This is a genomic window from Simkania negevensis Z (assembly GCF_000237205.1).
Lineage (GTDB): Bacteria > Chlamydiota > Chlamydiia > Chlamydiales > Simkaniaceae > Simkania > Simkania negevensis.
The window spans coordinates 513755-535318 of record NC_015713.1 but is presented as its reverse complement, the minus strand read 5'-3'; the positions used below and the strand labels follow the sequence as shown (position 1 = coordinate 535318).

16 protein-coding genes and 1 tRNA gene are annotated in these 21564 nt (G+C 42.1%); 7 read left to right on the top strand and 10 right to left on the bottom strand.

All coding sequences use genetic code 11. From position 1 onward, the window contains the following. Positions 1-39: 39 nt before the first annotated feature. The 8 genes from SNE_RS03060 to SNE_RS03025 are packed head-to-tail and all read right to left on the bottom strand — an operon-like array spanning position 40 to position 8230. A complete protein-coding gene (locus SNE_RS03060) occupies positions 40-1992 on the bottom strand; it encodes a site-2 protease family protein (protein WP_041418730.1) in 1953 nt (650 codons plus the stop codon). Positions 1993-1999: 7 nt separating this feature from the next. After that, positions 2000-3142, bottom strand: coding sequence for a 1-deoxy-D-xylulose-5-phosphate reductoisomerase (locus SNE_RS03055; protein ID WP_013942860.1), 1143 nt, complete (start codon positions 3140-3142; stop codon positions 2000-2002). Further along, the gene (locus SNE_RS03050; RefSeq protein ID WP_013942859.1) at positions 3081-4103 is read right to left on the bottom strand and encodes a metal ABC transporter permease; all 1023 of its coding nucleotides are present in this window, start codon (positions 4101-4103) and stop codon (positions 3081-3083) included. The genes SNE_RS03055 and SNE_RS03050 overlap by 62 nt, the downstream gene beginning before the upstream one ends. Then, positions 4103-5422 (bottom strand): metal ABC transporter permease, encoded by a 1320-nt coding sequence (locus SNE_RS03045; RefSeq protein WP_013942858.1) that lies wholly within the window; start codon positions 5420-5422, stop codon positions 4103-4105. The genes SNE_RS03050 and SNE_RS03045 overlap by 1 nt, the downstream gene beginning before the upstream one ends. Beyond that, entirely contained in the window at positions 5419-6186 is a 768-nt protein-coding gene (locus SNE_RS03040) for a metal ABC transporter ATP-binding protein (protein WP_013942857.1), read from the bottom strand. The genes SNE_RS03045 and SNE_RS03040 overlap by 4 nt, the downstream gene beginning before the upstream one ends. Then, on the bottom strand, positions 6164-7141 hold the full coding sequence (locus tag SNE_RS03035) for a metal ABC transporter solute-binding protein, Zn/Mn family (RefSeq protein WP_013942856.1): 978 nt from the start codon (positions 7139-7141) through the stop codon (positions 6164-6166). Before SNE_RS03035 ends, SNE_RS03040 begins: the two co-directional genes overlap by 23 nt. After that, positions 7138-7404, bottom strand: coding sequence for a DUF971 domain-containing protein (locus SNE_RS03030; protein WP_013942855.1), 267 nt, complete (start codon positions 7402-7404; stop codon positions 7138-7140). Before SNE_RS03030 ends, SNE_RS03035 begins: the two co-directional genes overlap by 4 nt. After that, positions 7397-8230 (bottom strand): Mrp/NBP35 family ATP-binding protein, encoded by an 834-nt coding sequence (locus tag SNE_RS03025; protein WP_148258933.1) that lies wholly within the window; start codon positions 8228-8230, stop codon positions 7397-7399. Before SNE_RS03025 ends, SNE_RS03030 begins: the two co-directional genes overlap by 8 nt. 262 nt (positions 8231-8492) lie before the next feature. On the opposite strand from SNE_RS03025, the gene SNE_RS03020 reads away from it, so the two are divergent. The 5 genes from SNE_RS03020 to SNE_RS03000 all read left to right on the top strand — a co-directional run bounded on the left by SNE_RS03020 (position 8493) and on the right by SNE_RS03000 (position 15369). Further along, positions 8493-9707 carry an Lpg1974 family pore-forming outer membrane protein gene (locus SNE_RS03020; protein WP_148258932.1) on the top strand — a complete coding sequence of 405 codons (1215 nt, stop codon included), beginning with the start codon at positions 8493-8495 and terminating at the stop codon, positions 9705-9707. A gap of 741 nt (positions 9708-10448) precedes the next feature. Beyond that, entirely contained in the window at positions 10449-10979 is a 531-nt protein-coding gene (locus SNE_RS03015; protein ID WP_013942851.1) for a hypothetical protein, read from the top strand. Between the two features lie 227 nt (positions 10980-11206). Next, positions 11207-12793: an NTP/NDP exchange transporter gene (locus tag SNE_RS03010; protein ID WP_013942850.1), complete on the top strand. Its 1587-nt coding sequence runs from the start codon at positions 11207-11209 to the stop codon at positions 12791-12793. A gap of 83 nt (positions 12794-12876) precedes the next feature. Further along, the gene (gene lepA, locus SNE_RS03005) at positions 12877-14688 is read left to right on the top strand and encodes a translation elongation factor 4 (protein ID WP_013942849.1); all 1812 of its coding nucleotides are present in this window, start codon (positions 12877-12879) and stop codon (positions 14686-14688) included. Between the two features lie 411 nt (positions 14689-15099). Next, positions 15100-15369, top strand: coding sequence for a hypothetical protein (locus tag SNE_RS03000; protein WP_013942848.1), 270 nt, complete (start codon positions 15100-15102; stop codon positions 15367-15369). On the opposite strand, the gene gnd is transcribed toward SNE_RS03000, so the two are convergent. Continuing rightward, entirely contained in the window at positions 15366-16820 is a 1455-nt protein-coding gene (gnd, locus tag SNE_RS02995) for a decarboxylating NADP(+)-dependent phosphogluconate dehydrogenase (RefSeq protein WP_013942847.1), read from the bottom strand. The two genes, SNE_RS03000 and gnd, sit on opposite strands and share 4 nt — an antisense overlap. Positions 16821-16874: 54 nt before the next feature. Here gnd and SNE_RS02990 point away from each other — a divergent pair. Continuing rightward, positions 16875-16948: transfer RNA gene (locus SNE_RS02990), tRNA-Arg, on the top strand. A gap of 34 nt (positions 16949-16982) precedes the next feature. Here SNE_RS02990 and SNE_RS02985 read toward each other — a convergent pair. Further along, positions 16983-18152, bottom strand: a complete 1170-nt coding sequence (locus tag SNE_RS02985; RefSeq protein ID WP_013942846.1) for an NADAR family protein — start codon at positions 18150-18152, stop codon at positions 16983-16985. Between the two features lie 189 nt (positions 18153-18341). On the opposite strand from SNE_RS02985, the gene SNE_RS02980 reads away from it, so the two are divergent. Beyond that, positions 18342-21563: a hypothetical protein gene (locus SNE_RS02980; protein WP_013942845.1), complete on the top strand. Its 3222-nt coding sequence runs from the start codon at positions 18342-18344 to the stop codon at positions 21561-21563. The last annotated feature ends 1 nt before the right edge of the window (position 21564 follow it).

Sequence of the window (21564 nt, the reverse complement as noted above, 5' to 3'; positions counted from 1 at the left end):
TTATCTTTATAATAGTCGTATGTGATGTACACCTTTCTACTAAAAAAAACGCCCAAAAATGCGGGTCAGATCATTATAAGTTAAGTAAATGAACACAAAAATAAGCAAGATTACAAACGGAATAGTGAGCCGTTGCATAGTTTTTGCTTTGAGGGGCTTTCTTCGAATTTTTTCAATAATCGAAAAACAGATATGTCCCCCATCAAGAACTGGAAGAGGAAGAAGGTTTAGTACACCAAGGTTAAGACTGATGGCGCCGAGCCAAAATAGAGCTTCTTTAATCCCCACTGCCCAACTATGTTGCATAATCTGAACAATCAGAATCGGACCACCAAAATCAAGTTGCTTTGGGCTTAATGGGCCTGCAATAAGAGCTATTAAACTATTCGCGATTTCTTGGAAAACATTCCCAAAAAGAGCAAAAGGATTGGGATTGTAAATGACTAGGCGGTCTTGAAAGTGAACGCCAAGCATCAAACGGTTTTGAGACGCTTGAATTTCTTTCATAACAGCATCCTTTGTTTCAGGATCACTGATTTTCTCCACTTCAGCGAGTTGTTTTTGATACTCCTGATCGAGTTTTGCTTTCATTTCAGCGGGAAAAGGAAAATCTTTCAGAGCAATCGGTGTGACGGGATTAAGGAGGTAAAAGTTTCCATTCTCACGAAGAGGTGTAGAGGATCCAATAGAAGTAGCAATCGGGAGGAGATCATCCCAATTTGTGTCGTTTTCAAACGCTTTGTCTTCGTCTTTCCAGAGAATTTTTCCCAGTTTGGTGTTCCTTTTAACAATGAGTTGCACTTGACGTGTTTGAATAGAACTTAAAAACTCAGGGCCCGTTGAAACAGGTGTCCCATCTACTGCAAGGATCTGATCTCCGACTTCAAGCACACCATCTAAAGGAGAACTTGGAGGAAGATTAGAGACATGGGTCAATTTAGAGTTCTCTCCCACAAACGAAAGGCCATTTTCAACGGTAAGATTGCTAGAAAGGTTATAGGGGATAAAGTAGAGAGTTCCTTCTTTTTTATGGAGGTTAGCTTCATAGCTCCAGTCCCTCAGCTCTATTGCTTCTTCTCGCGTCAATCGCAGGTCTACTGCATCAAGACGGGGAACTTTTGCTAAAAAAACTTGCCCCCCTCTCTTAACTGTCAAGAGAACCTTACCACTATTTAACACTTGGATCAGCTGACTTTGAGAAAAGACAAGTTCTCCATCGACCCAAACGAGGTGGTCCCCTTTTTCAATACCACTGACGGCCATAGGGGAATGGGGAAAAAGAGAATCGGTTTGTGCATTGGCAATTTCATCGTAGATAAGATAAGACGCTGGGGCCAATATCCCCACAGTTTTCAACCCTTTGCGAACTAAAGGACTTTCATAGGGCTTTACAGTGTAGTCGTAAGGGGTTTTGAGGTCTTTGAAGTAATTGATCTTGTTTCCTTCGATCGTCGCAGGATGTCCATTCTTAAGTGCGGCATAAATGAGGTCTTTGAATCCTTCAAAAGATTCCCCATTGTATTCAGTGATTTCATCTCCTGCACGAACCCCATTGGCATAGAGCTCGGATTGAGGATCCATGAGGCCAATCAAGCGGGTAAATTCACTAAATGATTTTTCGCGACCACCGAGACCCCAAATGATTCCAAAAGCAACAAGGGCAAAGACAAGGTTGACAACAGGTCCTGCTAAAGCAACTTTGATGCGTGAGTAGGGCTTTTTGGAGTAAAAACCTTCAGGAACTTCGTGAGGTTCTAACTCTCCTTCTTTATCCATGCCAGCAATTTTGACATACCCTCCCACGAGAATGAAACAGATTTGCCATTTCACTCCTTTGCTCATCCAAGACACGATGGGTTTCCCAAAACCAATACTGAACGTTTCGATTTTCATTCCTTGCCGTTTGGCCACAATATAGTGCCCGAGTTCATGAATGAAAACGAGAAAGGTTAAACCAAGTAGAGCTAAAATGATGTAAATCACACTATGCACAGGACCTCTATATGCTTATTGCTTCTTTGCGGGCTTCTTGATCCACAGCGAAGATGGTTTCTAAATCATTGATTGGACAGATTCGATGTCGACTCATCAGCGTTTCGAGCTTTTGCCCAATCTCTATCCACGCAATCGCACCGTTTAAAAAGCGATCGACGAGGACTTCATTGACAGCATTCATAAAACAGGGCAAAGACCCCCCATTTCTTGCTGCTTCGTAAGCTAATCCCAAACAGGGAAACCGGGCATGATCCGGATGATAAAATTCTAGTTTAGAATACTTGAGAAAATCGAAACAAGAGACAATTCCTTTTGCGCGGCTCGGATAAGTCAAAGCGTACTGAATGGGAATGATCATGTCGTGTTCTGCCATTTGAGCAAGGAGCGATCCATCGACAAACTCGACAAAACTATGAATTAAACTTTGAGGATGGACTACCACATCAATTTGGTCGAGATTCACCCCAAAAAGGTGGTGAGCTTCGATCACCTCTAGCCCTTTGTTCATCAAAGTGGAAGAGTCGATAGTGACTTTTTTCCCCATGCTCCAGTTGGGATGTTTGAGAGCACAAGAAGGGGTCACTTGGGTCAATTTTTCTTTTGAATAATTACGAAAGGGTCCTCCTGATGCTGTCAGAATAATCCGTCTGACCCCCTCGGTTTCTTCTCCATTGAGACATTGGAAAATCGCACTGTGCTCACTATCGATTGGAACAAGAGAAACACCTTTTTCTCGCACCCGTTTCATGATAAGATCTCCTGCAGCAATCAGCACCTCTTTATTAGCCAAACCCACTGACTTGCCAGCTTCAATCGCTTTCAAAGTGGGCCGAATCCCTTTGGCTCCAACAATTGCTGATACGACAAAGTTGACATTTGTATGAGTTGCTACAGCTTCGAGTCCTGCCATTCCCGCTAAAACGGGAATATGGGGAATCCTCTTTTCAAGCTCTAAAGCTTTGTTTACATCATAAACAGCAAGAACCTCAGGATGAAACATGCGAGCTTGCTCTTCTAAGCGATCAATATTCGAATGGGCAGCAAGTGCGACAACCTGAATTTTGTCTTTGAGGTGAGCGGCGACTTTAAGAGTGCTCTGTCCTATGGAGCCGGTGCTTCCGAGTAAGGCGATTTGTTTCTTTTTCATGAGAGATATTTCTACTTTTCTTTAGTGATAGTAGCACATAGCGGAGGGTAATGCCAATCAAAAACAGCCCACCCAGGGTCATCGCTGTGAGCCCTGCTGTTGAAAAAGAAACTTGATAAACTGAGAGAAAATGGCGAGAGAAAGCCACAGCAATCACAGCTCCAAGCGATCCAATGAGGCAAGAAACAACTAGCAGCGGTTTAAGGCGATGGCAAAAGAACCGAGCTGTTAAAACAGGAACAACAAGGAGGGCCAAAAAGAGAAACACTCCAAGGGCTCGAAACGCCCCAATGGCCGTTGCTGCAGCTTGTACCATGAGCAAGTGATTTAATAAGACAACCGGCACGCCAAAATTGCGAGCTAATACAGAGTCAAATGTCATCAAAGCAAACCGCTTAAAAAACACCAAAATTAAGCCCAAATTGAAGAGAAAGAGGTAAAAAGCTAACCTGACATCATGAAGATGCAGCGCATCAACATTTCCCATAATCGTTTCGACTCCTAAATGGGCATTTCTAGAAAAGAGAGTGACCCCCACAATTCCCAAAGCGAAAAACGTCGTGAAAACAAGTCCAATGCTAGCATCTTCTTGCAATCGCAAGCCTTTGTGAAACCATTCAGTGACAAAAGTCGTCAGAAATCCCGTGACAAGTGCGGCGATGACAAGAGTTTGGAAGTCGAGTGTCATCACGGACCCACCTGCATGCCGGACTAACAAAAAAGTCACAACAATTCCAAGTAGAATCGTATGTGAGAGGGAGTTGGCCAGCATCGTCATACGACGTAAGACAAGAAAAGTCCCCACTAAGGCAGAAGAACAAGCAATCAAAACCAAAACTAGAATTTGAATTTCATCACTCGCCAAATTTTGCATTCCCAAGTTGCCGCGTAAGGCTTGCCCCATTCTTTCGAAAAGGGTCATAAAAAAACCGCCAAAACCTTTACCCCAATATGGATTCATCAAATTTCCTCTCTTGTTGGGATAGGTTGTTGGTGCGGATCTTGCGTTGGATTTTTGAGAACGCGAGTTAACCTCTCTTCTATTTCGGGAGTTAAAATATGTTCCATTTCTTCTGCGCTAAAGTGGACCCGATCTTCACACACTTTAAGCTCTGAAGTGAGGTAAAGTTCCCACAGACGATGGAGGCGAACCAACCGTGCTCCTCGACGTGTTCCTTCGCCGGTTAATACCACAACGCGACTTCCTTCTGCCCACCCTTCTTTTCGGATGAGATAGAGCAGATAAGAAAGAGAAAAGTTAGACACTCCCATTTCATGTTGCAATTCTTTAAAAGAAAGGGTTCCTCGCTTCCAAAGAGCTTTAAGAATATGGTCAACTTGCCGCTGCAAGCGAAAGCTGCGAATGCGGACTGCACGCGATACCCAACCCCGTTTCGGAGAAAAGAGCAATGACAAAAACGTAAATGTCACTGCAACAAGTAAAATCATCGGTCCAGTTGGGAGAGAAAGTGGATGCTCTATATCAATAAGAAGAGGCAATTTTACAGAAAGATAAACTCCTAAAAAGCCACTCATCGTGCCAACAACACCAGAAATGACAAACATTTTCCCGAGCCTTTCTGTCCATTGCCTAGCAAAAGCAGCTGGAGCAATCAACATGCCTGACATCAGGACCACTCCAACACTTCGTATCCCAATCACCAGCGCCAAAATGAGTAAAAAAGAAGTTAAAATGTGACATCCTTTCATTGGGATACCAAGACTTTGCATGAACTCTCGATCAAATTGCATCAACTCAATTTGCCGAAAACGGAAAATCACAAAGCTCATGATACAAAGAGAAAGAAGGGCATAAATCCCAATATGTTGATCTCCCATAGTCGCAGCTTGTCCAAAGAGAAACACCTGAATTTGTTGGTACCAGACGGGATGGGTCATTTGGACTCGACTCGCCAATGTCACCCCTGCTCCTAAAAAGAGAGAGAGGACAAGACAAAGCGCCGCATCTGGATGTAGTCGCAACTTTTTTTCTAATTTACCAATGCAAAAAAGTCCTAACCATGCAAAGAGAAAGGCCCCAAATAAGACGCAAAAAAACGCGAGAGGATTTGAAGGTTCAAAAAACACTGCAGCGAGCAAAATTCCCACGACCACTCCAGGGTAGGTCGCATGTGCTAACGCTTCACCAAGCAAGGAACGACGGCGGACAAAAGAGAGCACTCCAATCAGTGACGAGGCTAAACACATGAGCATCGCACCGAGTGTGGGTGCTCGCAAAATAGGATCGGTAAAAAATTGCCAAAACGAAAGTGATTTCATTTCAACCCCGAAGACTTGCTTAGAGAGAGGCTAAGAGCTTCATCAAACAGAGCTCCTTTTTCTCCATAAGCCCGATTCAAATTGTCGGCATTGAAAACATCTCCTGTCTTTCCACAGGCAATGAGACTCGTTTTTAAGATCAATAAAGAATCAAAATACGCTTCGACAGTGTTTAAGTCATGGTGAACCATTACAATTGTTTTTCCTTCTTTTTTCAGCTGCGCCAAAATTTCCATAATGAGAGCTTCAGTCGCTTTATCCACCCCAGCAAACGGTTCATCGAGAAACAATAGATCGGCTTCTTGCATAAGCGCTCGTGCGATAAACAGCCGTTGCTGCTGTCCACCTGAAAGTTGACTAATTTGCCGATCCTTAAGCTCTTCCATTTGCAATAAACAGAGGAGATCTAAGGCTTTTGCCCGGTCTGATTTCCTATACCACTTTAACGGTCCCAACTGAGCATAGCGCCCCATCAGGACAACATCAAAAACTGTCGTTGGAAATTCCCAATCGATCGATCCTTTTTGAGGCACATAGGCCACCCGACTGCGATTTTTTTTAAACGGCTTTCCAAAAAATAATGCTTGTCCTGAAAGAGGTTTAACGATCCCAAGTAACGCTTTAATAAGAGTGCTCTTCCCGGCCCCATTTGGACCAATCACTCCAATGATTTGACCAGACTCAATTGCAAAGTCAATGTCCCAAAGAGCTGAAGAGTGGCCATAACTGACCGTCAATTTTTTAACGACTAGAGGTTTGTTCATCTTCCCTCAACATGTGAGATTTTAATGTATTTACATTATGTTCCATCATTTCTACATAACTGTTTGCACCAGCCATTGTATCTCCGTAAAGTGGCACATCTGCTATATGAACATCGAGTCCTCTCTTTTTGCAAACATGGACAATTTTGCGTAGAGAATCACGGCTCACATTCGATTCGGGAAACACCACATGCACCTGATTTTCACATAAAAAGTCAGTCACTTTCTGAATGTCGAATACACTCATTTGTCCATCGGGGGCTAGTCCTTCCGGAGCTTGCACTCGTCTTTCCCAATCTTCCTCTTCTTCGAGTGCTAAATACCGCTTAGTAAAGTAATGAAACGCGTCGTGACTCGTGACCAAAAATCGCTTTTCGGGAGGCACTTCGCTCATCGTTTCACGAAACAAACGGTCTTTTGCTTTCAGCTCTTCTTTCACTCGGTGTCCCCTTTCTTGAAAAAGTTCTTTTTTTGTCGGGGCCTTTTCACTCAAAGCAACAACTATCGGATCGACAATTTCAGAAAAAAGATCCATATCCATCCAAATGTGTGGATCTAACTCCCCACCCACTCGAACAAGTCTATCAGGAAATCGCTGCAAGAGCGTATCACCTACTGCAACAGCTTTGGAATCATGTGTGAAGTAATACCGAATGCTCGCCCCGTGCTCTAACCCAACGCCATTATAAAAAATCAAATCTGCTGTTTGAAGCTTTTCATCGTCTCCCTTAATCAGTTCATAGCTATGCGGATCGAGATCCCCCACAATCAAACAGAGAGAGCAGATCTCTTCGCCACCTACTTGCTTCACAACGTCTTCAATCATCGCGGTCGTTGATAGAACTTTCAAGCGTCCATCTTGCGCCATCCACTGATTAAGATTTTGCTTCGGTCCTTTTGAGCACCCCACAAACATCAAAAAAGCCAAAGCGCCTAGGGCAAATAGTTTTTTCATGAACCTATCTCTCTTAAAAGTTCAAAAGGGTAAATACCTTTTGAGCACCCTTCAGTAAATTGTATTTTGAGTGCATAGTTACCTACTTTTGTCAATTTCATTGCCATCACAGCTGGATTCACATCTCTTTTTCCTTGCTCACAGCGGGCGCAAGGACAGCGCTCTTGCAAATCAGATAAACGAAACCGCTGCACCAAGTCATCGGACCATTGAATTTCAAATTGGTACCGATCATTTTGTGTTAACTTGCAAAGCTCAATCATGTTGCCAAACCCATTCCTCTGGCTTTTTATCCGCTGAAGCCATCACCTTTAAACGGGACTCCAGTCGAGCTGCAACTTCCTCAAAGTTCGAGCGACTCATCGCCTCTGTTTCGAAAAGGGAAATACCTTCATCCCCTGTTCGACTCAGTTCTGCATCAATTGGAATCTGTCCCAAAAGGGGAATCCCAAACTCATCGGAAAGAAGCTTTCCTCCTCCCTCTCCAAACAGCGCGTACCGCTGATTTTGATGAAGGAAGTAACTCATATTTTCAACGACACCTAGCAGCGGAACATCCATTCGTTGACACATCTTCACTGACTTTCTCACATCAAGCAAAGCCACTTCTTGCGGCGTCGTCACCACCACAGCGCCCGATAGCTTTGCTTTTTGCATCAGGGTGATTTGAATGTCACCCGTTCCAGGTGGAAAATCAATTAATAAATCATCGAGCTCTCTCCAACAAATCTTGCCTAAAAATTGATCAATGATTTGATTGGCTACAGGTGCTCGCACAATTGAAGCCTCTCCTTCTCCTTGGAAAAAAGCAACAGAAATGACTGCTAACCCTTTCACTTTGGCAGGAACGATCTCAACACCGATCTGCTCCGGTGGAGCCGCTTCTCCTAAAAGGTGGCGAATCGAAGGACCATAAATATCTGCATCTAGAATCCCAACACGCCGACCTCTTTTACTAAGAGCCAGGGCAAGATTCACCGTCACAGTTGACTTGCCCACACCCCCTTTTCCACCTAGAACTCCAATGATATTGGAGACTTTATCCAAGTTGCCTTGAGGCTCATTTTGTCCATACATTTTAAGCGGCATGAATTATTTCCTTCAAATTGAATTTCCTACTTGAGCATAGATACATACTCAAAAATTGATTTAATTGTCAGTGTTCCCTGCTTTTCAATTTTTGGACAGACTCAAAAAAACTCAGGTTTCTCAAAACCCAACATCAAATCTTAGGCCACCACCTTATGTCATCCAGGAACAGTTAATGACTATTTTTTAGAAAAAGATTGATTGAAAGTATCTTTTGAAAAAAAATGTGGTTTATATGAAAAATTTTGAAAGGAGGCTCCCAGTGAAGTTTTTCTCCATGCTACCCGCTGCAGTATTATTATTTAATGCAAGCGGTTTTAGCGAAGCTAAAGCACATAACTTAGAAACACAAATAGAAACTTCTTCTATTTTCACCTATGCTAGCGATGATTCATCTTCGCAAGTGAAACCAAATGGTCTTCAGAGAAGCTCTGACAGCCTAGATTACCAAAATAACACCTCAAACTCTGGCGAACGGCAAAAAGTTGTTTTAACCTCAGCTCGTGGTTGTTTTGGAGTGAATGGGCCTTTTTTTGATGTAGAGTTCCTCTATTTGCGAGCTGTGGAAGATAGTCTAAAATACGCTTGGAAAGGGTCACAAAGCTCAGATAATAATCCGAATAATGGCCCAACAAACGTTAACGCAAAGCAATTAGACCAAGACTGGGAATTTGATCCCGGATTCAGAGTAGGTCTCGGCTATAATTTTGATTATGATGATTGGGATTTACATACTTATTATACTTGGCTCTATTCCTATCCTAAAACTTCGGCATCTGTACCTTCTGAAGACTTAACGGCAGATAATACACAATTTATTGTAGGCCTGTTTGGGTCGCATCCCTTTACAAATAATGGATCGACAACCTTCGAGCTTTTTCAGAAAGGAAGAAGTAACTGGCAATTACAATTTAACTCCTGGGATTTAGACCTCGGAAGAAACTACTACGTGAGCAAAAGATTAGCTCTTCAGCCTGTTGCAGGCTTGAAAGCTGCTTTAATTCGACAGCATTTAGCAGCTCACTATAGTAAACCTGTTAATCCGAATCAAGGGAATGACCCTTTCCAGAGCATGAGTGTCAGAGAAAAAAGCCGCTACTGGGGCGTGGGCCCAAAACTAGGGGTTTTTGGTTCCTGGGAACTAGGATACGGGTTTAGCATTAACGCTGATGTTCATGGAGCACTGGTTTATGGTGAAAGCACTACTAGACTCATTCAAAAAGGTGTTCGAAACAATGGAGATCTGTTAAACCTACGGCTTTCAGATGAGTCTTACAGATTACGTCCTATGGCCTATTTAAATTTGGGTCTTGAATGGGGAGATTGCTTCTGGGATTGGATGTATTTCAGCCTACATCTAGGTTGGGAAACTCAATACTGGTGGAATCAAATGAATTTCGTTTCATTTAACGACACAACTCCAGAAGGAGACCTTTCTTTAACAGGGCTTAACGCAGGAATCCGCTTCGATTTCTAAAATAGCGGCCTCTTATTTTTCTCCCAAAGAACCAAGGCAATAGCCTTGGTTCTTTTCATTCAAAAAATGACTTAAATCCGCTTATATCAAAGCTCATTAAGAATTGGAAAAACTTCTATCAATAGCTAAAGCCCTAATAAGCTGAATTCTGGGTTTGTTTTGCTTAGTTTGAAGAGAGACCTCTCTTAAATTCTCGGTATTTTTACCGATGGGTAGGGCCAAGTGGTCCTTTTCGAGGCAAGAAGGCTTAGAAGAAAAAGAAAAATCCCTAAGCATGAGTGAAATAAACCCAGAGTTCAGATTAATAATTAACTGTTTATTGATGCATTGTTAGAGCCTTTTGATAAAACGGATTTAAAACCCTATCATTCAAAAAGTTTAATTACCTCTTTAGAAGAACGTAATTCATTAATAGAGAGAAAAAACCGGGTAAAATTAATTAACATCTTGCACAAAAGATCTATTTCTATTAGAATTCCGCAAAAAATGGTGCAATATTGCAGGTTTTTTAGTGCAATTATGAGAATTTTTCATTGAAATAATTCAAAAAAATAATCAATAGTTGCAAATAAATATGCAATAGTATAAAAAAAATGATTACAAGAACCGATAAAAAGGTTTTTGAGAAAAAAAGAGCGTCTCTTGATGTGAGAGGAGTCCAATCGTCTCCAATCAAGATAGTCTCTTTTAACGAAGAGAATAAGGAATTATTGTCTAAACTATACACGAAAAGGAACAACCATGAGTTTCACAGAAGAGATGAAGACCAACACTAAGAGCCTTGAACAGCTCGAAGGTGTGATCGCTAAAGCGATTAAGAAGGTAAAAGGAAGAAAAGAAAACGACCTTTGTAAATACATTCCAATGTCTAGCGGGGGTTACATGCATCATTTTACTCTACGTAAAATGAAGTACAAGAGCCCAAAAGATCTAGGATCATTGATTGAAAAATTCATTCTTAACCCTGATCGCCCCCTTGTTGTCCCTCCAAAGCCTCGTGCTGCGCGCGGTTCACGCAAGAAAAGAGACAACATGAACTTTACAAAATTGCAACTTGAGCGGCTACTTAACATGGCACGTCTTTCTGGGGATAAAGAAATGGTTTCAATTCTAAGCCCTAAAAAGTCGCTTGCTCAGTGCAAACGTGAACTCATTCAGGCAGTCCGCCATGGAATCGTTGACCATGAGCTTTGGAATGGCTACGTAGAAGCTGTTAACGCACAGCAAGCCATGATCGCTGCTGGAGCAGAACTCATGATGAGCGACATCTAAGATCCAACTTAGTTGAATTGATGGTCAAAGAGCGCCTTTATGGCGCTCTTTTTTTTGTATAAAATAAATTTTCCCTTTTCGAATTAAATAGTTTTTTTCTCTTGCTTTTTATGGCAGAATGACTAAAATAAGTGTGTTTATTTTAGAAGCAATCCCTACTAGTTTTTAAATCAGGTTTACAAAGTTGTAGAGAATGTTTGAAAAAAAAGTTAAACTAGGAATGCAACATGTCACAATCACAAAATGAATTTGGTAAAGTGCGCTCCATCCTATGGCCGATTCATGGCTTTGAGCTCAAAAAGCTCGTTCCGATGGTACTGCTCTTCTTCTTAATCCTATTCAACTACACAGTCTTAAGAGATACAAAAGATACTCTTGTTGTTACTGCTCCAGGCGGCGGTGCTGAGGTCATCCCATTTCTTAAGTTCTGGGCTGTCCTGCCTTGTGCGGTCATCTTTATGTTGATTTACGCTAAACTGAGTAACAAGCTGAGTAAGCCACAGCTATTCTACACCGCTGTTCTCCCATTCCTAATATTCTTCGCGCTTTTTGCAACTGTGCTCTACCCTGCTCGTGATTATCTTCACCCTAACGCTCTTTGCGACACATTGCAAAATACCTTGCCAGCAGGCGCAAGTGGATTTATCGCGATCATCCGTAACTGGACTTACTCAATCTTTTATGTAATGGCCGAACTCTGGGGTAGCGTAGCACTCTCCCTCTTATTCTGGGGATTTGCCAACGACATCACCAAAGTCTCCGAATCAAAGCGGTTTTACTCGCTCTTCGGCCTTTTTGCGAACTTTTCACTTATCATCTCTGGATGGCTTATCCAGTGGGCGTCAAAAATCCGCGCAAGCCTTCCAGTTGGCGCAGACCCATGGCAAGTCTCTCTTAACTACTTGATGGGAATGGTCGTCCTCTCTGGACTCATTATTGTCGGAGTTTACTGGTGGATCAACCGCTACGTTCTAACTGACCCACGCTTCTACAGCCAAGATGAAAGAAAAAAACAAAAGAAGTCAAAGCCAAAACTCTCGATCAAAGAAAGTTTCCTTTACCTTACCCGCTCAAAATACCTCGGATGCATCGCCATCCTTGTCCTTTGCTATGGTATTGCAATCAACTTGATCGAAGTTACTTGGAAGAGTCAGCTTAAAATTCAGTTCCCTGATCCAAACGCTTACAGCACATTCATGGGACGCTTCTCTCAAATCACCGGTGTTGTCACCATCTTCATGATGCTCTTCGTCGGTGGTAACGTGATCCGTCGTTTTGGATGGGGACGTGCAGCACTTGTCACTCCAGTCGTTCTCTTAATCACTGGAATCGCTTTCTTCTCATTCATTATTTTCAGAGACAATTTAACTGGATTTATTGCAAGTATCGGAACTACACCGCTCATGCTTGCTGTTATATTCGGTACTGCTCAGAATATCATGAGTAAGTCAGCGAAATACTCATTATTTGATCCAACCAAAGAAATGGCTTACATCCCACTTGACCAAGAACAAAAGGTCAAGGGTAAAGCCGCTGTGGACGTTGTTGGTGCCCGCCTTGGAAAATCAGGTGGTGCTTTAATCCAACAAGGTCTAATCCTCGGGTTGGGATCGATTGCCGCGATGACACCTTATGTTGGAGGAATTCTCCTCTTTATCATCTTGATGTGGATCATTGCAGCAAAATCGCTTAACAAACAGTTCCTTGTTCAGACAGCTGAGACAGCTCCTGAAGACAAAACTGTTTCAGTCAAAGATGTCGAGCCTGCTTCTAAAGTTGAAGCTAAGACAGAAGAAGCTCCATCTACGACTTAAGAAAAAGCAATTTTTCAAGCAAAAAGCCTTTCCTAACGGAGAGGCTTTTTTTTTATCCCCAAAACATGTAAATTCATCATCATATGGCATTCAAATACGACCCCAAATTCATTCGAAACTTCTCCATCATCGCACACATCGACCATGGAAAGTCTACAATCTCCGACCGACTACTCGAAGTGACGGGCACGGTTCCTCCTCGCGAAATGCAAGAGCAGCTCCTTGATGACATGGAACTCGAGCGGGAACGCGGCATCACCATCAAGGCCCATCCTGTGACAATGTACTATGAAGCAAAAGATGGAAACACTTATCAAATCAATTTCATCGATACCCCTGGACATGTCGACTTTTCTTATGAAGTCTCCCGTTCTCTTTCTGCTTGCGAAGGAGCTTTGCTCATTGTCGACGCAGCACAAGGGGTCCAAGCCCAAAGTCTCGCCAATGTCCACCTTGCAGTCGAGCGCAATTTAGAAATTGTCCCGATTTTGAATAAAATTGATCTCCCTGCTGCTGATGTTGACTCTGTTAAAGAGCAAATTGAAGAAGTGATTGGACTTGATGCAAGTGATGCTATTCTTTGCTCAGCTAAAACAGGCCAAGGTATTACTGATATTTTAGAGCGCATCTTAGTCGCTATTCCATCTCCCCAACCTTCTGAAGAAACAGCCCTCAAAGCCCTCGTATTTGACTCGCACTATGATCCCTACCGAGGTGTCATGGTCTACATCCGAGTAGTGAGTGGCGAAGTTTCCAAAAAAACTCAGATCAAATTCATGGCAACAGATAAGAGTTTTGAGGTCTTAGAAGTCGGAATTTTCTCTCCAAACGAAAAACCTGTTGATATTCTTCGTCCTGGAGAGGTCGGATATGTGATTGGCAATATCAAAAATACCTCTGATGTGAAAATTGGAGATACAATCACAACTTTTCGCGGAGGAGCAACGAAAGCTCTTCCTGGCTTTCGGATGATTAAACCTGTCGTCTATGCTGGAATCTATCCGATTGATTCCTCTGATTTTGAGAATGTCAAAGATGCCCTTGTCAAACTCCAGCTCAACGACTCCGCACTACATGTCGAGCAAGAAAGTAGTTTGGCTCTTGGATTCGGATTCCGCTGCGGCTTTTTAGGGCTCCTCCATCTTGAAATCACTTTCGAGCGGCTCCAAAGAGAGTTTGATATAGACATCATCACAACTGCCCCCAGTGTTGTCTATAAGGTGACATTGTCTAATGGTCAAGATAAGCTCGTCGATAATCCTGCACATTTTCCCGATCCCTCTACAATTGAATACATTGAAGAGCCTTGGGTCATAGCCCACATCATGACTCCTGGAGAATATCTAGGTGCTATTATGAACTTAGGAACAGAAAAGCGGGGAGTCCTAGATAAAACTGAGTCGATGGGACAAAATCGTCTCCTCCTCACTTTCCGTTTTCCCATGAATGAAATTATCACTGACTTCAATGACAAATTGAAATCAGTCACACGAGGTTATGGCTCATTTGATTACGAATTTGCGACCCACGAAATCGGCTCGATCATCAAACTTGAAATTAAGGTCAACAACGAGGTTGTGGATGCCTTTTCTTGTCTCGTCCACCAAACAAAAGCCGAGTCCAAAGGACGAGCCATCTGTAACAAGCTCAAAGATGTGATTCCACGCCAACAGTTTAAGGTCCCGATTCAAGCTGCAATTGGTGGAAAAATCATTGCCCGAGAAACCATCCCGGCACTGTCGAAAAACGTCACAGCCAAATGCTATGGAGGAGACATTTCGCGTAAGCGGAAATTGTGGGAAAAGCAGAAAAAAGGAAAGAAACGGATGAAAGAGATCGGAAAAGTCAACATCCCTCAGTCAGCATTCATGGAAGTCCTTAGAGCTGAAGAATAACCATACTCTAATCTGAGTTCACGGATTTATTTCACTCCCTCTCAGTTTACTCTATACTCAAACAACTTCAAAAATTGGTTTTGAAGAGCGCGAAAGCTTTCGGAATTCGTCGATTTTAAGTCGCCTAATATTAGGAATATGAGGTCACTTAAAATCGGCAAATTACGGTGCTTTGGCGCAGCCGAAAATCCAATTTTTGAAGTTGTTTGAGTATAAATCAAGCTATTATATACGACAATTACTCGAAGCAAGAAATGTATTTGCAGAAATAAAAATACAGAAGTTCAGGTTATTAAAAATCAGATGGTTCAAAGAAATTTTTCTTTTTTACAATAGATCTCTAGCCGAATAATTCGTCTCAGTTTTAGAATGAAATTATAGAAAAGATAACTATATCCATGGGGGAAGTCCATGCAACAACCTGATCATAAACAAGCAATGGAAATGCTCAACTCGACTCTCCGCGAAATGAAAGGAGAGCTCGGCGAGGTCGATGGGATGTCGCTTAAAGGGCCAAAAAAGAAAATGGCTAAGCACATGCACGAGATTTATGATGAAATCAGTGAACTCATCGAAAAATACGAAAATTCACATGAACATGATGACCTCAATCATGCATTTAGGCAGATTGAGATCCTCAAGCCGGCATTTGTTCTGAATTACAACGAAATCTTACGTTAAACGTTGTAAGTTGTTGAACTGACGTCGCCACCTGTTCCTGTCCAATTAGTATGGAAGAACTGACCTCTAGGTTGGTCTATCCGCTCGTACGTGTGTGCTCCAAAGTAATCCCGTTGTGCCTGTAGCAGGTTAGCAGGCAAGCGGCTCGAGCGATAGCCATCAAAGAAAGAAAGTGAAGTACTAAAGCAAGGAGCAGGAACGCCAAATTCAGCTGCATGGCTGACAACGCGACGCCAACCCTGCTCGGCTTTGAGAATTTCTCCTTTGAAGAAATCATCTAAAAGCAGGCTTTCGAGATTGGGATTCTTATCGAAGGCCTGTTTGATTTTACCCAAAAAGCGACTCCGAATGATACAGCCCCCTCTCCACATGAGAGCAATCGATCCATAGTTGAGATTCCAACCCATTTCAACTGCTGCTGCATGCATGAGCATAAACCCTTGAACATAACTCACAATTTTTGAAGCATAAAGAGCCTGCCGAATATCTTCGATCATTTGATCTTTATCGCCAAAAAAGTTCTTATCTGGTTCCTTGAAGTGTTTGCTAACTTTCACTCGCTGATCCTTTAGAGCAGAAAGACACCGTGCAAAAACAGCCTCTCCGATAAGAGTCACAGGCATCCCAAGATCTAAGGCACTGATTCCAGTCCACTTTCCTGTTCCTTTTTGCCCAGCAACATCGAGAATTTTTTCAACTAGCGGCGATCCATCATCATCTCGATAATCGAAAATCTGGCTTGTGATTTCAATCAAATAGCTATTGAGCTCCCCTTCATTCCACTTCGCAAAAATCTTACTGAGCTTATCCGCTTGAATTCCGAGTTTTGAAGAGAGAAGTTGGTAGGCTTCGCAAATGATCTGCATGTCACCGTATTCAATTCCATTATGGACCATCTTGACGTAGTGACCAGCGCCTCCTTCTCCAACCCAATCACAACAAGGGTCGCCTTCTTCAGACTTAGCAGCAATGGCTTGAAAAATAGGTTTGACTTCGGGCCATGCATCGGGATTTCCTCCCGGCATAATTGAAGGACCGTGCCTCGCTCCTTCTTCCCCACCAGAAATTCCTGTTCCTATGAACAAGATTCCTCTTTCTTTGAGCGTTTGGCAACGTCTTTCACTGTCAGGATAGTGACTATTCCCTCCATCAATGATGATATCCCCTTTTTCGAGAAGTGGAGCCACCTCATCAATCATGTCATCAACGGAGCTCCCCGCTCGGATCATCAGCATCACTTTTCTTGGGCGTTTGAGCGCTTTCACAAACTCTTTCAAGCTATGAGATCCAATGACCTGAGTTCCTTTTGCCGGACCTTTTAGAAAATCATCAACTTTTGAAGTTGTACGGTTGTAGACAACAACCTTGAAGCCATGATCATTCATATTGAGAACAAGGTTTTGTCCCATGACCGCAAGACCAATTAGTCCGATATCTGCATTCTCACCCATTTTACCTCCAACAGCTTGAGATAATACTGCCCATAACTTAAACTTGTAGATTTTGTCCTCGTAGCTCAGTTGGATAGAGCAATTGCCTCCTAAGCAGTAGGTCGCGCGTTCAAATCGCGCCGAGGACGTTTTTTCTTCTTATAATTGATTGAACATAAAATATCAAAAAAGAGAAACTTGATTGCGAAAATAATTTCGAAGATACATCAAAATCCAACCTTCACGGTTGCGATTGATTAGAGAGCCATCTTCAGCAACAAGTTTTGAAGTTCCATCCCGATAAGAAATTCCCCAAATATCTTGACGATCGTTTCTTTGAACAAGAGGAAAGTTATCTGTTGCAAGCAAATGGTCTCGGTATTCTTTATGTTGCGCAAAAAAAGCAAAATTTGCGTGCAGAGCAACATGGAAAGACTCTTTTTCCCAATCTGATTCGCGTAGATCTGCAATGTATGTGTCTTTTGCTAATTCGCGTAAAAGACCCTGAGGAGATGAAAAAGAACCTTGAGCATTTTTGATTAAAGTATACGCTTGTGACCCTTCTTTAAATCGCTTGGCCTGAATGTAGTGTTCGCGACTTGCCCATTCAATTCCATCACAAAGGAAGGACTTACTAAATGTATTAGAAAAGCACCCATAAAAGACTTGCTGTTGATTTCTGCCAGTCCTTTGAATCGCTTGATATCGAGCGTTTCCCTGATTCAAATCAATATCTTTATAACAATAGAAAAACTCAACCACATTTTGTGTATTGAGTTTTGAAGATAACCCTTTGTAACTAAAAATCCCCGATTCTTCATCATCCATTTCTTGAAGCTCGAGAAATTTTCCACTTTCATTCCACTGCTCTATTAACTGCTTGATCAAAGTACCTTGAGGAACATATTTGTTATACGCATCTTTTTCGATCCAACCTTCATCCGACGAAGGCTTTGGTAAAGGAACAATCACGGGTCGTGGCCCTGGAAAAAATCTTTCTAAAAATCCCCAAGTCCGCTCTTCGTGTACACTAAGACAATACCAGCTAATAGCAACGTAAGCACCTGCATGAAAAACATTTTCAAATGCATTTCTGCAAGCGAGGTCAAACAAATACAACCCTAAGAAAAGTGTTGTTGCAGGCAACGAAAAAACAAAACCTAAACTTGCAACAGCTGGAAAAGAAAAATCCATTTGATAATAGAGAAAAAATTGTGCAGCTACAAGAGACAAGCGAATTACAATTTTCTTTTCTTTAGCTTCCATTTGTGATGATCTAGATTTGAGATCGAGAGACCAAATTTTTGCTAAATCATCAAAGGGTTTTGGTAGATAAGAGATTGCACCACTCATCACCCTCTCCAAAAAAAATTAATCAGTCCTATTTTACGCAATCCTAACTATTTTTGTCTCTAACTCTCCTGTTTTCCAAGTAGAGAAAATGATATTTAAAAAAATTTTTTTACTTTGTTTTTAGATTTGATCTTTTTTTACAATATATTTACAATTTCTTATTTTAAAATTTAAACGGGATTGCAAGGTATGGGCGCGCTCGAAGACATCAAAAATCAATTTTCTTTCCAGGATTTAGGCATCTCTACCGCTTTAGGAGTCTTAAGTGGTATAGGTACTTCTAAAGCACTTGGGGCTCCCTTTTCAGGGACTTTTGTTTCTGGTGCACTTTTAGGAACAGCTTCTTATATCACCGATTTAGTTCCAGAAGAGCATATGTCCCCCATGCGCTCTACCCTATTTACTGCTCTCACATTAGGGCTTGCCGTCTTTGCTCTGACAAAAGCTAAAGCGAGGTTTTCAACCAATGTTCTCGTCAAAGTTCTCCCTGCCGAAATAAAGCCTCTTGTTTGTGTTGCTGCATTCAATGTCTTGGGAAAAGCAATGATCATCTATTTTCCAGTGATTTTCCCTGGCTTTAGAACAGCACCAACACTTCCTAAAGGACTCAAAGACCTATTTGCTCTTCCAAGTAAAGAGGTACGCGCTTGTTATACCTACTTCGAAGGAAATTCTGATGCTTTTACCCAGTTACCTGTCAAAGCTCAAGTTGCATTGAATCACGCTTTCAAATCTGAAAGTCTCTCCCCTCTCACTGTAGCACCCTTTACTGCCACAACTTTCGATGATTGGGAAAAAGAAGACCTTAGGATGATCCGTGAACGGGAAATCAGTATGGGCACCGTCGAACCCGTATTTGAGCATCGTTGTTACACACTTGATCTTGAACCGCCAAAAGTTGTTTCTGAAGCCTTTGCAATTCCCAGGACACCTGTAGAGATCTTAAATCTTAAAGAGTCTCAACGGAAATGGTTTAAAACCTTATTTGAGTCTCACCCTGCAAAATGGGACGAACTCAGCCCGACAAAGCAACTTGCTTTTGTCTCATTCGATGAATTTGCTGCTAATGTTGTTCGCCATCCCAAAACAATTGGAGAAGTTGGCGAACTCTCTACAGACGGAGTCGCTTTTTTCCACAGAGATTTCGATAGCAAAAATTATGATGGGGACGTTTCTCTAGCTCTTATTCGAAGATTTTCTGCTGCAAGCCTTAAACTCCCTGAAAATATCCAAGCACAACTTGTGAAACTTCCAATCCCAGCGACAGCAGCAGACGTCGGGCTTCTCGCAGATTCTGAAGTGGTTCTTTATGAACTTCTATTTAACCAAAAACCAGATAGATGGAACTCTCTTGACACAACAATTCGATGGGCTTTCCGCGCAAAAAAGGGAAATTGGCCCGTGATGGGTCTTCCTTCTTCAGTAATTGAAATTCAATCCTTATCACCCGAACTCACCACTTACTTTCATAGAAACTTTAATATTCAGCAAACTCCTACACCTTCCATCCGTGAAGCATGGTATCTCAAATTTTATGAATGTGATTTGCCTCCTACTTCTGAGATGGCTCAAGATTGTGCTAGAATTTTCGAGCAGGCAAGAAATACCGCTCCTTTTAAGAATTTTACAAATGTAGGTGATGTTCGCGCTCTTACCCCAGCAAAGCTCAAGTGGTTTGAACAAACCTACCGGTACTACCGAGATGCTTGGATTGCTTTGCCACTCAATTACCAAACTCAATTTAGAAAAAAAGTATCCCCTACACTGACTTTCCCAATTTTTACCTATCCTATTACTGAAGTTGCTGTTACAAACCTGGATGCTGAAGCGGCCGAAGAATTTAAAAAAGTTTTTCAAATAGATATCATGCAGTCTAAAGGGCGCAGCAAGTTCTCTTTTGGAGAGAGCCCTCTTGATTATCAAGACCCACGCCTTTTCAGCTTAACTGATCTAAAACGGCGAAAAATTTTAGAAGAACTAGGGAAAAAACTTCCTGCTCCGCTCGGACCTGAATTTGACCCTTACATTAAACCTCCCATCGACCCAGTGGAAATCCAAGGTCTTGATAAAAACAAGCTGGAGCACTGGGCAAGGTACTTTAAAGCTGACGTTACCAATTGGAATAATCTTCCTTTGACCGTTCAAATCACCTATTACCAACAAGCAAAAGTAGGACATGTTGCTGTAAAAAGCTTTCCTCCGATCTTTATCAAAAATAATGAATTAAAAGACCTTGTGACAAATGCAAATGCAGATGCTGCTCATCTTGATAATCCCTATTTCAATGCAATCCGTTTGCTTTGGGACGAAAAACAGTTCGAGCTAGAGATGTGGGTCAGATGGCCCCTAGAAACACAGCAGCTGTTAAAAACTGCTTTTGGACATCTTGCCCTTGACCATAACGACGACCGAGTAGGGGGAGCCATTCCAAACCATCCCACTCCGCATGGAAATGTTGCTGGAATTATTGAAAACTTAGCTAAAGTGTACCACGAAAACTTTTACCCCTCAGCATTTGCTGGAGTAGATCTTGATAATTACTTGCAAGCCTTCATAGCTAAGTTTCAAGAAAACTTACCAACGCATGGTGTACTAGGTCTTGGGGCAATCTTGCTTGAAAAGATTGATCTTAAACATATGACTGATGCAGATAGAAATTGGGCTCAAAGAATTCTTGCAGATCCTGGAGTAGTTGTGTGGAATGGGCTCTCTTGTCACAAGCAACTCATTTATCGTCGAGAATGCGATGGCTTTAATGGCGCAGGAATCCCAGAAGGTACACATCTGTATAAAGCCCCAACATCAGACGAAATCCCTCGTTTCAACCAAGTTGAGTTAACACAACTTCGCAACTTCTATAACACTACCGGTCCTTGGATGACACTCAGCCCAGCATTGCAAACGGCCTTAAACGAGCGCTTCATAGAGCAAAAACTAGGAGCTCTCCCAACTCCATGGACGATTGACTATTCTTATGCAGATACAAAGCTTGTCGCAAGATCACCGAATGCGGATGCACTTGGCACTTATTTAAAAGACCATCCCATGCTTTGGAACGCTTTGGATTCTAGAACTCAAACGAAGTTGAATACAAAATTTACCGCTAATATTCCACAGGATCTAACATTTAGTAAGGGAAAATACTACTGGGCTCGTTTTAGAAAAGGGAGCAGCTTTTATTTTCAACGCTATGTTGAACCTCAGATGACAAGACGCAATCTTATCATTGGAGGACTTGCAACCGCTTATATTGTCACGGATCTTGCCGGTATTCCCAATTTAGTCCCTGATGTGATATTAAACACTGCATGGAGTATCGCCTCTGGAGTCACCACAACGACTTTTGGCTTAGGATGGGGTCTAGTCTCAGGAATTGGTTCACTTTTCATTGGTGGAAGTGAGTCCGAATAGC